The following is a 15,497-nucleotide window of genomic DNA, read 5'->3' as shown; positions in this document are numbered from 1 at the left end:
TAATGGTAGGAATATAAAAAATATATTATGAGGGAAGAAAAATTGGATAAGTTTATAAATAGAGAAACTGAATTATACTTAGTGTTTGGCGTATTGACTACTGTTGTTAATTTTGGAACATACTTGGTGTTTGATTGGTTATTGGGACAAGACTATTATCTAATATCTAATATACTTTCATTTGTTTTTGCTACGATGTTTGCATTTGTTACAAACAAAAAATTTGTTTTTCAAAGCGAAATTTGGAAGTGGGAGTTGGTGATAAAAGAAGCAGTATCTTTTGTATCTGCTAGGATAGGTACTTTTGTAGTTGTGGAAGAAATAGGGCTTTGGATAGCAGTACATTTTTTGAAAATTAATATGATTCATGTGTTTTATTTAGATGGCATTTTGCTGGCTAAAATCCTTCTTGCCTTTGTCGCAGTTTTGGTAAATTATATTTTAAGCAAATTTTTTATTTTTAAAAAGAATTAATAGTTTGATATTTAGTGTAGGGTGCTTTGGATAAATGGGGAGGAGAGTGGGACTAATGAAGTTAATAGAAAAGATAAAAGAAAAATAAAAGAAAAGAATATAAATAAAAGAAAATTATATTTATTTATGTTAATAGCGTTATTCATCGGCAGTAGTATTATAGAGTTAATAGGTTTTAATTTTAGGATTTTAACTTTGCCCAATGAACAGAGAGGTAAACATGAGATAAGTTTAGAAGAATTAAAATTGCAGGATTTGGTATATGATAAAAAAAAATATGTTTACAATAATAGGGGAAATCCAGCGTTTTCTATAGATGGTGTAGTCGAATATATAAATTATTTGAGTATAGAGACCGATAAAGATTCAGCGCCAATTCATATAAGTATGAGTGGAACAAAGAAGGAGTATGATCTAAACTATAGGATAAAAAAAGTATCAGTTTTGAAAGTAGACTATCCAAGTAAACAGTTAAATTTTAATATTACATCTGATGACGGTTCTAATGTATTTAAATTTAATCGGATTGTTGTAGACAATACTATTACATTTAATTGGCTAAGATTTTTCTTGTTTTTTTCAATTGGAAGTGCAATTGTTTTTCTTGTTTTGTTTCGAGGGTTTGTGTTGCAAAATTTGCATATTGCATTTTTAGTATTATCGGTGACGATTGGTGTAAATATGTCAATTATGACACCTACGTATTATGCATATGATGAATTACAGCATTTTATACGTGCATACGAACTGGCTAATTTTGATTTTGGTATTTTTTCAGAAGAAAAAGAAATTTCATGGATAGAAAATATTGAAGATTTTTTTAGTTTTCCGGAACGAAGAGTGTTACACATAATACTTATCCAGAATTTGTTGATTATTTCAATAATTATGCAATAGATCAATATACACATAAAGCATATTATAATTCTACCGCAATAACGTACCCATTTATACCGTATACATTTTCAGCTTTAGGAATATTGATTGCACGACTTTTGGGAGTGTCATTTATTTGTTCTTTTTATATGGGAAGAATATTCAGCCTTTTAGGATATGTGCTTGTTTGCTATATAGCGATTAAATACGCTAAGGTAGGTAAAAGGATTATGTTTTTAATAGCATTGCTTCCTGTGTCGCTCTATTCAGCCGCCGCGTATTCAGCTGACCCATCAACATTATCGTTTTCATTGTTGACTATTACAATATATACTGACATGCTTTTTATGGATGAAAAAAAGTTAAATTATAAAAAAGTAGTTCTATTTGCATTATGTATTTCTATGATGACAATGTGTAAGATTACCTATGCGCCGTTTTGTTTGTTGATATTGTCTGTACCTTGTAATAAGTTTAAAAATAAAAAAGAAGCTGTTCTCAGTAAGCTGGGTGTTTTTATAATTGTAGGAATTGTTGCACTTTTAACATTATTGCTTGGAACTTCCAAGGGATTGATCAATGGGAAATTCCAGATGTAGACACTACTGGGCAGGTATTATTTATTTTTAATAATATGTTATTATATATTAAGATAATGATTTCACATGTAGCGGAGAAGTTTTTTATATATTTTGTGGGAACGACAACAAGTCTTGCATATTGTGGAACTTTGAGTCCAATTTGGACCGTGGGTTTGATAGTTTATTTGTTTGTAATGGCTATAATTGATGGAGAGGATGAGAATGTATATATCCAAAAAAAGGAGAAGTTTTTTTTGGCACTTACAATTTTTGCTTCATGGGCGTTAGTTCTTACAGCATTATATATAACATTTACACCTGTTGGAAAACTTAGTATAGATGGGGTACAGGGAAGGTACTTTGCACCATTAGTTTTACCTTTGCTACTTTTATTTCAGACAAATAAGATTAAGTGTGATTTCTCAAAAGAACAGTTAAATTCAATAGCCGTTTTAAGTAGTTTTTTTGTTCTATCTGTATCTGTGATTAAGATATTTGCAGAATATTGTGTTTAATTTAGTTATAACAGTCATTAGGAAGATTTTATTATTTAAGGAGAAGTGAAGATATAGCAATGAAAAAATTAGTAATTATACCGGCATATAATGAAAGCGAGAGTATAAAAAATACAGTGAAATAAAAAATAAAGCACAAGGATTTGACTATGTGGTTGTTAATGATTGCTCGAAAGATGATACTCAGAAGATTTGTGAGGAAAATGGTTATAATATTATTAATCTTCCTGTTAATCTGGGAATAGGGGGAGCAGTTCAAACAGGTTATCGATATGGCTATCGGATGGGATATGATTTGGCTGTTCAAGTTGACGGAGATGGGCAGCACAATCCAGAATTTTTGATTAAAATGGCAGAATATCTGCAGAATAATTCAGTTGATATGGTGATAGGATCAAGATTTATTGAAAAAGAAGGATTTCAATCTTCAGGAGCACGCAGGATTGGAATTAAATATTTTACAATTCTGATTAAATTATTAACAGGGGTTAAAATTACCGATCCGACATCAGGTTTGAGAATTGTGAATCGTGAAATTATGGGTATGTTTGCATATGAATATCCTAAAGATTATCCGGAACCAGAAAGTGTTGTGTCTGTATTAAGAGGAGGAAAAAGGGTTGCAGAGATTCCGGTTGTTATGCGTGAGAGATTGGGTGGCGTTTCTTCTATATCTTTAAAGAAGTCTGTTTATTATATGATAAAGGTTACTTTGGCAATTTTAATTGAATGGCTTAGGAGGTAGAATATAGTATGAGTTTAAAAACCCAGGTTATAATTGCAGTAATTATTATAGTTGCTTTGTTGGTAATAATCAATATGGTTAAGAAAAAAGCGTTAGAATTGCGTTATGCATTAGCGTGGATCGTGGTTGGAGTATGTATCTTAATTTTAGATATTTTTCCTAAATTAATAGAGAAAATCTCAATTATTATGGGAATATACAGCCCGATCAATATGCTTTTTTTCTGGGGATTTTGTTTTTCTTTAGGAATTATATTTGTATTAACGGTAGCTGTTTCGAGAATGTCAATAAGAATAAAAGAGTTGGCGCAGGAATTGGCTTTGTATAAGCATGAGAAATAAAATGGCGGGAGAAGTAATGTGAGAAAGGTAATATTTTCTGAGACTTGAAATATTACCTGCTTTGATATATAATGAAAGTTGTCGGTGAGAACTTGTTTCCAGAAGATGATTTATTCAAGGAGGAGCAAACCATGAGAAAGAGAATAAGGGGAAAAGTAGCGGGTTTTCTGGCAGCAATTTTGTTAGGGACTACAATGGTTCCAGGCAATGTTGTAGCGGAAGACGCAACAGCAGAGAGTACTTTGGACAATGTTTCTGATGTTGAAAACAGTACAGAGATGGACGGAACGGGATTTGAGGACAATCAGGATATAGATGAGGATGTTCCAGAATATCCCACGCAGGATGAAGATGGTCCCGATGAGAATACGGAGAGTCTTGAGCAGAATGATGGACAAGAAGTTCCAGAAGGAGAGCAGGGAGATTCTGTTGTAGCAAGTCAGGGGCTTGTTAATTATGTAGGAGTAGTAGAGCCTTATATTGAAGCGCCAGGAGAACAGCAGATTGTCCTTTCCTATGGTGACGGGACGGAAAATGTTTCGGATGCCAAGGTGATATGTGAGAAAGATGATGGAAGCACCATAGAACTTGGCTTGGATGTAAAAGAAAATGAAGTGTATTTATTCAAACGTGTGTTTGAGGAGAAAGATGCAGGAATATACCGATTGGCTTATTTTACATACGTACAGGATGGGGTGGAAGCATCAATCGAATTGCCGGAAATTGGAATAGAGGCGTTGTTTGGTGTAAATGAAGATTATACGGGAAGTCAAGCGGTAGTTGCAGAAGAAGCAGGTATTAGTACTGAGGAATTGGATGCATCGGTAGTTACGGTTGATTTAGATGCGGTTGGAAATGCGGAAAGTGATATTGAAGAAGCAATCGAAGAAACCGTCGAGATTGTTGAAACTGAGCAAAATTCTTCAAAAAAATCCAGTAAAAAAGTATCACAGGCAAAAGATTCTGTGTTATCATCTATTGCAAATTTTCTCATGCCAGCGGCAACAGCGAAGGCAGCAGAAAATGTAGTTGTAGTTTTGGATCCAGGACATGGCGGATCAGACGCAGGAGCTTCAGCGAACGGATTGGTTGAGAAAAATCTTAACCTTAGCATTGCTTTGGCATGTAAAAAGGAATTAGAAGAATATAATGGCGTGACTGTATATATGACCAGAAGTACGGATGTATATGTAGGTTTGCAAGAACGGGCAAATAAGGCAAAAGCCTGGGGGGCAGATATATTCGTCAGCTTACATATGAATTCGGCATCTAATTCTACTGCTAATGGAGTAGAGGTATATTATCCTAATTCAAATTATAATAAAGAAGTACATGAAGAAGGACGCAATCTAGCAGCTCAGATTCAGCAGCAGTTAGTAAGTCTTGGGTTAGGGAATCGTAACATTAAAGTAGACCCTTCAACTGTTAATTCGTCCTACCCTGATGGCTCAAAAGTAGATGGTTATCAAATAATTCGATATAACAAGCTTAATGGAATTCCTGGAATTATTGTTGAACATGCGTTTTTGACGAATTCTGGTGATGCTGCAAAATTAAGAGATCCTAATTTTGTCAATAGCCTTGGTGTTGCAGATGCTACCGGAATTGCCAATTATTTTAATTTGTCCAAGGGTTTGAGCGTCAAGATTGAGAATAAAGATGATTTTGATGGAACAGCACAGATCAATGTTAAAGGCGTTGGACGTAATGCAAAAGTTAAGGTGACGAATGAAGGCAGTAAGAAGACAAAAGAGTACGAGGTACAAGATAAAGCAGTTGTAGAATTTAATATTAATGATTTTGATAAAAAGCGTGGAAAATATCATATAGAGGTATTTAATTCTTCGGGACAGTCATTGTATAAAGAAACCATTTATGTATCAGAAGATGTAAGTAGTGAGATATCGGTGGATTCGGATGGTTCTGAAAAACAGTTCAAAGTAAACTTGACATTTGCAAATATGCCATCAGAGGTTACAAAGGTGGAGATGCCGACTTGGTGTGCAAAAGACCAAAGTGATATGATTTGGCATAATGCGAAGAAGCTTTCAAATGGAAAGTGGCAGGCAACTATAAACATTAGTGACTATAGAAAAGCTGGTAAATATAATGTGCATGTGTATGCATTTTTATCGGGTGGAAAGTCAAAAGTATTAGGGACAACTTCATTTGAAGTCTCAGAGCCAACGCTTTCGGTTAAGAGTGGAGAGTATAATGCAGATAAAGGAAAATTTGATGTTGTTATTACAGATGTTAAGTCACCATCAGGGGTAAGTAAGATTGAAGTGCCTGTGTGGTGTGCGGCTGACCAAAGCGATATAAAATGGTATCAAGCAGAAAAGCAAAGCGACGGAAGCTATAAGACAACAGTTAATATATCAAATCATAAGTATGCAACAGGATTGTATAAAGTGCATACGTATATTTGGGCTGGGAATGGGATAACAACATTTGCAGGAGCAGCAAAGAGTGTGAATGTTAATCTTCAGGGAATGAAGATCAGCGTAGAAGATACAAATAAGACAGAGACAAAATATGCATTAAAGATAACAAATCCAGAGATTTTTGGAGTGATTAAGAAAGTAGAATTTGCGACTTGGAGCGATGAAGGAGGACAGGATGACCTTATCTGGTATAGTGGTAAGAGGGATGCAGATGGAAGCTGGAGCGCAACAGCAGATATAAGAAATCATAAGTCAGCAGGCAAATATAATGTACATGTATATGTATTTTTAGGAAACGGGGTATCAAAATTGGTAGGTACTGCCTCGTTTGAAGTGACAAGACCAACACTTTTAGTAGAAAGTGGGAATTACCAGGCAGATAAGGGAACATTTGATGTTATAGTTAAAGATGTTAAATCAATATCCGGAATAAAAAAGATAGAAGTGCCTGTGTGGTGTGCAGCAGATCAAAGCGATATAAAATGGTATGGTGCAGAAAAACAGAGTGATGGGAGCTATAAGGTTACTGTAAGTATGGCGAACCACAAGTTTGCAACAGGAATGTATAAAGTGCATACATATATTTGGGCTGAGAACGGAGTAACTACGTTTGCAGGAGAAGGGAAGAGTGTAAATGTGATTCTTCCTGAACAGAAAATCAGTGCAGAAGATATTAGTAAGACAGAAACACAATATGCGTTGAGAGTAACAAATCCAGAGCTGTTGGGAGTGATTAAGAAGGTAGAATTTGCAACTTGGAGTGATGAAGGCGGACAAGACGATCTCATCTGGTATAATGGTAAAAGGGATGCTGATGGAAGCTGGAGTGCAATAGCAGATATAAAAAATCACAAAACAGCTGGTAAATATAATGTACATGTATATGCATTTTTGGGAAATGGCGTGTCAAAACTGATAGGCATCACATCCTTTGAAGTGACAAGACCAACGCTTTCGGTAGAAAATGGAAGCTATCAGGCGGATAAAGGAACATTTGATGTTATAGTTAAAGACGTTAAATCGATATCCGGAGTAAAAAAGATAGAAGTGCCTGTGTGGTGTGCAGCAGACCAGAGTGATATGAAATGGTACGGAGCAGAGAAGCAGAGTGATGGAAGCTATAAAGTTACTGTAAATATGGCGAATCACAAATATGCAACAGGAAAGTATAAAATTCATACATATATTTGGACTGGGAACGGAATAACTATGCTTGCAGGGGTTGCTAAGGATGTGAATGTAATTCTTCCTGATTTGAAGATTAGTGCAGAAGATACGGATGGTACAGAAACAAAGTATGCACTAAATTTATCAAATCCAAGTCTGCTAGGAGTAATTCGCGGAGTACAATTTGCGACCTGGAGTGATGATAGAGGACAGGATGATCTCATCTGGTATGATGGAAGCAGAAATGCAGACGGAAGTTGGAGTGCAACGGCTGATATAAGAAAACACAAGACAGCTGGTAAGTATAATGTACATGTATATGTATTTTTAGGGAATGGAATGGCAAAGCTTGTTGGAACAACATCATTTGAAGTAACTAAACCGTCGGTGTCTGCAGTTAAAGTAGAGGATTATGATAGTGTAACTGGTACATTTAAAGTTGTGATTTCGGGTGTGTCTGCCTCAGCAGGAGTTTCCAAAGTTGAAGTACCGGTATGGTGTTGGGAAGATCAAAATGATATTAAATGGTATAAAGCAGTAAAGCAGGAAGATGGAACTTATGTTGCCAATGTTGACCCAATGAATCATAAATATCATTCAGGGTTATACAAAGTACATGTATATGTAGCAGCTAACAATGGTATTATGAGTCTTACAGGTTCAACCTCATGTAATGTACAATCTACCAGGTTCTATACAATTATGGGCGAAAGCCAGGTTACGGTTCAACAAATGGTAGATTACTATGAGTTAAAAGGAAGTGGATATCCTTCTGATGTGTTTGGAGGGATTGGTGAAGCAGGAGGACTCGGAGGAGCACCGACGATAGAAGATTTTTGCCAGATTTATTATGAAGAAGCAGCAGCAGAAGGAGTAAGGGCAGAAGTGGCATTTGCCCAGGCAATGCATGAAACAGATTTTCTGAGATATGGAAATATTGTCAGAGTAGGGCAGTTTAACTTTGGAGGACTTGGTGCGTTAGACGGGAATTCTCAGGGAAATTGTGCAAGTTTTTATACTGTTAGAGAAGGTGTGCGAGCGCAGATTCAACATTTGAAGGCGTATGCATCAACTGAGAATTTGAAAAACCCATGTGTTGATCCTAGATTTCATCTGGTAAAGAGAGGAAACGCCCCTTATGTAGAGTATCTTGGAAAACAAGAGAATCCTCAAGGACTGGGGTGGGCAACATCAAAAAATTATGGCTACATTATTGTAGATAAGATTAAAGTATTAAAATCAATGTAGTGTTGTAATTCTTGGAAAAAAATGTTATAATGTAAGAAACTATAAGAGTTGTTTCAAAGTAGGCTGGCAGTATCGTTTGATACTGCTAGTTTACTTAGTAGAATAAAAAAGTAAGGTTTTTATGGAGGAAGGATATGATAGAGGCTGGAAACAGGAAACAAAAGAAGCTGTCAAAGAAAGATAAAGGGCAGATGTTTTTGCGACATTGTTCAAAGCATCCTTTGGATGTTTTACGTTTGAGTAAGGCGACTGTATTGTATGGAATAGAAGGCGTAAAGGCGCGTGCAGAAGAACTTGCTGTAAAAGAATGGGAAACGCAAAAGAAAGGAGGAAAGAAGAAAGAGTGTAAGGAAACTAAATCGAAAAAAATATTATATAGTATTAAATTTTCAATTATTATGCCAGTCTATAATGTTGAAATCAAATGGTTGGATAAAGCGCTTGAGTCAATAAAGGCACAGACTTACAAAAATTGGGAAGTGTGTATTGCTGACGATGCATCTACTGATTTAAGTGTGCAGGAATATCTGAAAAATATTGATGATAAACGTATGAAAATCAAATTTTTGGAAGAAAATCTAGGCATATCCGGAGCATCTAATGAAGCGGCCTCTATGGCAACAGGGGATTACTTACTTTTAATGGATAATGACGATGAGTTACATCGGGATGCATTATATGATTTTTTTAAGGATATAATGAAAACAAAAGCAGATATCATATACAGTGATATGGATATGATTGATGTAGACGGAAACCATTCATCACCACTATATAAGCCGGATTGGTCTCCGGATCTTATGCTTTCTCAAATGTATTTAGGACATTTAGTTGGCTTTAAACGAGAATTATTCAAGCTTTGTAAAGGATTTCAAACAGAATTTGACGGCGCCCAGGATTATGATTTGATTTTACGGATGTCAGAGTTTGCGAAATATATTTCGCACGTCCCTAAGGTGCTGTATTCGTGGAGGACATTACCGACGTCTACTGCTGCTAATGCTGATTCAAAGCCTTATGCACAAATAGCAGGACAGAAAGCTATTCAAGCACATTTGGATAGAAGGTTGGGAGTAGGAAACGCCATTGTTGAAGAAACAGAAAACCTTTTTGTATATGATGTCAGATATTGCCTTAAGAAAAAGCCGTTGGTATCGATTATTATTCCTACAAAAGATCATGTAGATGATCTGCGTGCAGCGATAGATAGTATTTTTTCAAAGACAGTGTATGATGAATATGAGATTATAATTTTAGATAATAACTCAGAGAAAAAGGAAACTTTGGATTATTTTGAATTAATTCAGAATAAATATAATAATGTCAAGGTTGAGGAAGCAAAATATGAATTTAATTGGTCTAAATTAAATAATCATGGTATCCGAATAGCAAAAGGAGAAGTTTTTGTTTTTTTAAACAATGATGTAGAAGTCTTATCGTCCAGTTGGCTGCAACGTTTGGTGGAACATGCAACGCAGCCTGGGACGGGAGTGGTCGGAGGGCTGCTGTTATATGAGGATGGAACGATCCAACATGCAGGTGTTGTAATTGGTATGGGGGGATGGGCGGATCATGTTTATAAGGGAATGATGCCAGTCCATCAGGGGACTCCATATATTTCACCAATGGTCGTAAGAAATGTCACAGCATGTACAGGTGCTTGTATGGCTATTTCCAGAAAAGTATTAGAAGAAATAGGCGCATTTGATGAGCGTTTTATTATATGTGGAAGCGACGTTGAACTCTGTATCCGTGCGCTTGACGAAGGGTACAAAAATGTATATGTCCCTCAGATACAATTAAGGCATTACGAATCTAAGAGCAGAGATTCCTTTATACCACAGATAGATTTTGAACTGTCGGATATTATGTATTCGGGATATAGAAAAGGCGGCGATCCTTATTATAATATTAATTTGCGTATAGATACATGTATACCGGAAGTGATAGAAGATAAAACTTCAGAATCTGTAGAAAGTGATATCTTAGATGTAGAAATTGGGTCAATTAGAGAAATATATTTTAGAAAAGTACAAAGAGAGAGATACCGTTTGAATTTGGTATTGCCATCATTAAATGAGGAGCATGTGTTTGGAGGAATTGCAACAGCATTGAGATGTTTTGAAGCTTTGGCAGATGAGTTGAAATGTGATACAAGAATAATTTTAATTGATGCAAAGCTGGAGAAGAAGGCGGCAGTCAAATATAGTAAAAGGTATCAATTAGTTCTTTCAGGGGAAAAGAGTGACGCGGCGCATCAGATTGTATCGATGGTTCAGAGAGAGAATAAAAGATTATTAGTATCAGAAAACGATCAATTTATGTTTACATCCTGGTGGTCTGCATATATTATTCAGAATGCATATAGACATTGGAGTGAAGGGGAACAGTTATTTCCTAAGCCGTTCTTATATCTGATTCAGGATTACGAACCTGGATTTTATTCGTGGTCTTCAGGATATGTGTTAGCTGAATCAACATATAAATGTAATTATCCGCAGATTGCAATTTTTAATTCACATGAATTAAAAGAATATGTGATGTCAAAAGGATATAAATTTTCATCAGTATATTGTTTTGAACCAGTTATTAATTCAGTATTGAAAAGGCAAGTATGTTTATTGGGAGATACTGTATTTAAGAGAAAACAGATATTAATTTATGGAAGACCTGGAGTTCCAAGAAACGCCTTTGAGATTGTAATAGAGGCTCTTAGAAAATGGGTGGCTATGCAGCCAGGGGCTAATAGTTGGACAATTTTATCTGCAGGTGAACAACATGCCCCTGTGCATTTGGGAGAAGGAATATATCTGAATTCAGTGGGTAAATTAACAATAGAAGAATATGCCAAAGTTTTGCAGGAGAGCTATGCCGGAATTTCTTTAATGGTATCACCTCATCCAAGTTATCCACCACTGGAGATGTCAGTTTTTGATGTCAAGGTTATTACAAATAATTATGGAAATAAAAATATATCTGGTTTTAGTGAAAATATTATCTCAGTAGATAATGCCAGTCCTGTACAAATTGCGCATGAATTAAAGAAGATATGTGACCAATACCATACGGTTGTGCCGCATAAGAATGTTAATAAAGAGTATGTTAATGCGGAGGAACCGTTTGCCTTCATAAAAGATTTGAAAAAAGAGATTATGAAAGACATTCATTGAGAAGGAGGATTAACGTGTCAACATATATTCAAAATTTTCTTAAATTTAGACCGCTGCTCAATGAATTGGTGGCAAGAGATATAAAGATTAAGTATAGAAGATCTATATTAGGGGTTTTGTGGACATTATTAAATCCGTTATTAATGATGGTTGTTTTGTCCGTTGTATTTACAAACTTGTTTAAATTTGATATAGAGAATTTTCCTATTTATATACTTAGTGGACAGGCTATATTTAATTTTTATTCAGATGCTACCAATAACGGTATGGCGTCAATATTAGGGAGCGCATCATTGATTAAAAAAGTATATATTCCCAAGTATTTGTTTGTTGTGTCACGAATATGTTCAAGTGTAATTAATTTGGCAGCATCATTTTCTGCATTGTTATTGGTCATGATGGCTATGCGTGTAGAGTTACATTATACAATTATTTTGTCGATTATTCCTGTGTTGCTGTTGATTGTATTTTCTTTAGGGATTGGATTGCTTTTGGCAGCGTTAGTAGTTAAGTTTAGGGACATCATGCATTTATATTCTGTATTCATAACTGCATTGATGTATTTAACCCCTGTTATTTATCCAATGTCAATATTGCCTGATTGGCTTTCTAAGATAGTTAGATTTAATCCATTGACAAATTATTTGATGATGTTCAGGAATGTCATGCTGAATAACACAGTATTTGGAGTTGGCGATTTATGTATTGGAATATTAGAGGCAGGTGTGTCTTTGGCAGTTGGATTATTCGTATTTTATCGTAACCAGGATACATTTATTCTTAACTTATAGGTGGATAATATGGAACAACCAGTAATTATTAAAGTGGATCATGTGTCCATGAAATTTAATTTGTCTTCAGAAAAGTTTGACAGTTTTAAAGAATATGTCATTAAGCGCATTAAAGGGCAGGTAGCTATGGAGGAATTTTGGGCGTTAAAGGATGTTTCGTTTGAAGTGCGTAAAGGAGATTCCGTAGGTTTAATTGGTTTAAACGGAAGTGGTAAAAGTACAATGCTTAAAACAATTGCAGGCGTTTTGAAGCCAACAGAAGGAGCTGTCGAAACTACCGGAACTATCGCGCCATTGATTGAGTTAGGCGCAGGCTTTGATATGGATCTTACGGCACGTGAGAATGTATTCTTAAACGGAGCTTTACTGGGATATACTCGTAAGGAGATGAATCATTTTTATGAAGATATTGTGGGGTTTTCGGAGTTGGATAATTTCATGGATGTGCCGGTAAAAAACTTTTCTTCAGGAATGGTATCACGTTTAGCATTTGCAATCGCAACAATAGGTATACCGGATATTTTGATTGTGGATGAAGTATTATCTGTTGGAGATTTTCAGTTTCAGGAAAAGTGTGAAAGACGTATCCATAATATGATGGAAAAGGGGACGACTATTTTATTTGTTTCCCATAGCATTGAGCAGGTAGAGAAAATCTGTAATAAGATAGTTTGGTTAGAACAAGGCCATATGAAATGTTATGGAGATGCATATGAGATTTGCAATGAGTATAAAAAATCATAAAGGAGTAATAGCGTGAAAAAGTGGTTGAAATATGTTGTATTTAGTATGGCAGCAATTATTTTATGTTTTTTGTATGCTCATGTAGATAAGGCGCACTATATATACGATGGTGAAAGTGATAGTAGTGAGTATATAGCTGTCAATATAAATAAGGACGCTTCAATTTCCCAGGTATTTGAATGTACAGAAAAGAGTTTTGATGGAATAGCAGTTAAAGTATTGGTAAACAGTATCTCAGATAGCGGAAAATTAGTATATGATTTGCAGGATTTAAATGGAGAAACTTTAATAGAGGGGAAGATTGCGCTTTCAGATATTGATAATGGAAGAATTAATAAGATTAAATTCGATAAGACCGTGGAGGGGACAGAAAGCGGTTTTTATATAATCTATTTTAAGACAGAAGATATGAGTGAAGGTGAAAGCGTTGGGTTATATTATGATAATCAAAGCAATTTTACTGATGATTTAAATGTCAACGGTGAGAAAATCAATGGGACCTTAATTTTAAGGACAATAACTTATCGTTTCGATATAGAAACATTTATAGTTACCCTTGGATTTATAGTTTATTTTGTCTTGTTTTTCCGTATTTTATATAGGCTTTTTGCATAGGGGACGAAGATGAAGCAGAAAATAATAATAAAAATACGACGGATATTAGAACTTATTCAAAATTTTGGTGTGCTAAGTTTTATTCAATATGTTTTTTTGATGTGTTTCATATTGAAAAAGTAATTATTATTGGTGTAAAAAAAAAGCAACTATATCAAACTAAAAATGCAATAAACAGAGAAAGTCATTTGAAATAGAACCGACATTTAGTATACTTATATCAGTTTGCAGCGCAGACCCAAAGAAAGTAAGAAAACTGATTGAATCAATACAACGACAGACTTATAGAAAGTGGGAAATATGTTTTTCTTGTGGAAATGAATTTTTGAAGTCCAAGGATGTCCTTCTCTCTAAAAGAGTAAGAAGTGATCAAAGAATTAAGGTGATATTTTCTAAAAGCTCACTTTCTGTGACAGAGAATATGAATCGGGCCCTTAAGATTTCCAATGGTGATTTTATAACTTTTGTGGAAGCAGAAGGATTGTTAGAAAAAGACGCATTTTATGAGTGCGTTAAAATAATTAATCAGTATCCTCAAATCGATATGCTGTATACGGATGAAGACAGGATTAGTGTGGATGGGAAGCGATATTTTCATCCGCATTTTAAATCAGATTTTAATTTGGATCTGTTGCGTAGTACAAATTATATAGGACATTTATTTGTTGTGAAAAAGGAATTACAGAAAGAAATAGGAACATTTTGTGAAAAACTATATTATGAATATGAATATGATTTTATCTTAAGGTGTATTGAGAAAAGCGAGCATATATGGCATATTCCTAAAGTTTTGTATCATAAAAGGGTTAATAAAAATAGTAATATTGGAATTCAATCTAAAGAGAAGGAAAAAGTAATTAAAGAACATTTGACAAGATGTGAGTTGAAAGGTTTTGTACATGTGCATGATTCAGGAATATGTAAAGTAAATTATCAGTTAGAAATAGAACCACTGGTTTCAATTTTAATTCCAAATAAGGATCATGTAGATGATTTAGAACGCTGTATACGTTCATTGTTTGAAATTTCAGAATATTCAAACTTTGAAGTTGTCATTGTAGAAAATGGAAGTACTGAAAAAGAAACATTTCAGTACTATATGTCTTTGTTAGAGCGATATAAAAATGTACAGATAGTGACATGGAATAAAAGCAAAGAATTTAATTATTCTGCTATAAATAATTATGGTGTTAATAGTACAAAAGGGGAATATATTCTCTTTCTTAATAATGATACAGAGGTAATAAATAGAAATTGTATTTATGAGATGATTTCCCATGTGGTTAGAAGCGAAGTAGGAGCAGTAGGTGCAAGGCTATATTATCCAGATGGGACGATTCAGCATGCCGGTGTTATCCTGGGACTTGGAGGTATTGCCGGACATGCATTTTGCGGAAAAGGACATAATGCAAAGGGTTATTTTGGGCGTATCCAATGTACACAGAATCTTACCGCTGTAACAGCAGCATGTATGATGATGCCTAGAACTTTATTTAAAGAACTAGGTGGGTTTGATGAAAAATTGAAAGTTGCATTCAATGACGTGGATTTGTGCATGAGGATTAGAAAGGCAGGCAAACTGATTGTTTATACGCCGTATGCAGAACTTTATCATTACGAATCCAAGTCGAGAGGGATAGAAGATACAGATGAGAAGCTGGAAAGATTTCATGGAGAAGTTCATTATTTTGAAAAAAAGTGGAAACAAGAGCTAGAAGCAGGAGATCCTTACTATAATCCCAATTTGACATTGACGAAAAATGATTTTTCTCTGCGTATAGTATAG

Annotated in this window: 11 protein-coding genes and 1 pseudogene; all 12 read left to right on the top strand. The window is 34.8% G+C overall.

What is annotated here, in order from left to right; genetic code table 11:
• Nucleotides 1–27: 27 nt before the first annotated feature.
• The 12 genes and pseudogenes from GN277_RS16590 to GN277_RS16535 all read left to right on the top strand — a co-directional run bounded on the left by GN277_RS16590 (nucleotide 28) and on the right by GN277_RS16535 (nucleotide 15,497).
• Nucleotides 28–474 carry a GtrA family protein gene (locus GN277_RS16590; protein WP_159751980.1) on the top strand — a complete coding sequence of 149 codons (447 nt, stop codon included), beginning with the start codon at nucleotides 28–30 and terminating at the stop codon, nucleotides 472–474.
• 126 nt (nucleotides 475–600) lie between these two features.
• The gene (locus GN277_RS16585; protein ID WP_159751979.1) at nucleotides 601–1,371 is read left to right on the top strand and encodes a hypothetical protein; all 771 of its coding nucleotides are present in this window, start codon (nucleotides 601–603) and stop codon (nucleotides 1,369–1,371) included.
• Nucleotides 1,368–1,949, top strand: a complete 582-nt coding sequence (locus tag GN277_RS31785; protein ID WP_159756860.1) for a DUF2142 domain-containing protein — start codon at nucleotides 1,368–1,370, stop codon at nucleotides 1,947–1,949. The genes GN277_RS16585 and GN277_RS31785 overlap by 4 nt, the downstream gene beginning before the upstream one ends.
• On the top strand, nucleotides 1,898–2,446 hold the full coding sequence (locus GN277_RS31780; RefSeq protein ID WP_159756857.1) for a DUF2142 domain-containing protein: 549 nt from the start codon (nucleotides 1,898–1,900) through the stop codon (nucleotides 2,444–2,446). The genes GN277_RS31785 and GN277_RS31780 overlap by 52 nt, the downstream gene beginning before the upstream one ends.
• A 59-nt stretch (nucleotides 2,447–2,505) precedes the next feature.
• A pseudogene (locus tag GN277_RS16570) lies at nucleotides 2,506–3,191 on the top strand (glycosyltransferase family 2 protein).
• Between the two features lie 8 nt (nucleotides 3,192–3,199).
• Nucleotides 3,200–3,532: a DUF2304 domain-containing protein gene (locus tag GN277_RS16565; protein WP_159751978.1), complete on the top strand. Its 333-nt coding sequence runs from the start codon at nucleotides 3,200–3,202 to the stop codon at nucleotides 3,530–3,532.
• Nucleotides 3,533–3,663: 131 nt separating this feature from the next.
• Nucleotides 3,664–8,391, top strand: coding sequence for a GBS Bsp-like repeat-containing protein (locus GN277_RS16560; RefSeq protein ID WP_159751977.1), 4,728 nt, complete (start codon nucleotides 3,664–3,666; stop codon nucleotides 8,389–8,391).
• A 134-nt stretch (nucleotides 8,392–8,525) separates the two neighbouring features.
• Nucleotides 8,526–11,561 carry a glycosyltransferase family 2 protein gene (locus GN277_RS16555; protein WP_244324747.1) on the top strand — a complete coding sequence of 1,012 codons (3,036 nt, stop codon included), beginning with the start codon at nucleotides 8,526–8,528 and terminating at the stop codon, nucleotides 11,559–11,561.
• A 14-nt stretch (nucleotides 11,562–11,575) separates the two neighbouring features.
• Nucleotides 11,576–12,352 (top strand): ABC transporter permease, encoded by a 777-nt coding sequence (locus GN277_RS16550; protein ID WP_159751976.1) that lies wholly within the window; start codon nucleotides 11,576–11,578, stop codon nucleotides 12,350–12,352.
• Nucleotides 12,353–12,361: 9 nt separating this feature from the next.
• Nucleotides 12,362–13,096, top strand: a complete 735-nt coding sequence (locus GN277_RS16545; protein ID WP_159751975.1) for an ABC transporter ATP-binding protein — start codon at nucleotides 12,362–12,364, stop codon at nucleotides 13,094–13,096.
• Nucleotides 13,097–13,108: 12 nt separating this feature from the next.
• Nucleotides 13,109–13,711 (top strand): hypothetical protein, encoded by a 603-nt coding sequence (locus tag GN277_RS16540; RefSeq protein ID WP_159751974.1) that lies wholly within the window; start codon nucleotides 13,109–13,111, stop codon nucleotides 13,709–13,711.
• A gap of 193 nt (nucleotides 13,712–13,904) precedes the next feature.
• Nucleotides 13,905–15,497 carry a glycosyltransferase family 2 protein gene (locus tag GN277_RS16535; RefSeq protein ID WP_322101292.1) on the top strand — a complete coding sequence of 531 codons (1,593 nt, stop codon included), beginning with the start codon at nucleotides 13,905–13,907 and terminating at the stop codon, nucleotides 15,495–15,497.

The sequence above is a fragment of the Sporofaciens musculi genome (genome assembly GCF_009830285.1).
Classification (GTDB): domain Bacteria; phylum Bacillota; class Clostridia; order Lachnospirales; family Lachnospiraceae; genus Sporofaciens; species Sporofaciens musculi.
Note: the sequence above shows the minus strand (reverse complement) of the source record. Positions and strands in the feature narration are given on the sequence as shown.

Bases quoted from the DNA above. Each gene is read 5' to 3' on its own strand.
- GN277_RS16555 (WP_244324747.1), top strand. From the start codon at position 8,526: ATGATAGAGGCTGGAAACAGGAAACAAAAGAAGCTGTCAAAGAAAGAT.
- GN277_RS16565 (WP_159751978.1), top strand. From the start codon at position 3,200: ATGAGTTTAAAAACCCAGGTTATAATTGCAGTAATTATTATAGTTGCT.
- GN277_RS16590 (WP_159751980.1), top strand. From the start codon at position 28: ATGAGGGAAGAAAAATTGGATAAGTTTATAAATAGAGAAACTGAATTA.
- GN277_RS16560 (WP_159751977.1), top strand. From the start codon at position 3,664: ATGAGAAAGAGAATAAGGGGAAAAGTAGCGGGTTTTCTGGCAGCAATT.
- GN277_RS16585 (WP_159751979.1), top strand. From the start codon at position 601: ATGTTAATAGCGTTATTCATCGGCAGTAGTATTATAGAGTTAATAGGT.
- GN277_RS16545 (WP_159751975.1), top strand. From the start codon at position 12,362: ATGGAACAACCAGTAATTATTAAAGTGGATCATGTGTCCATGAAATTT.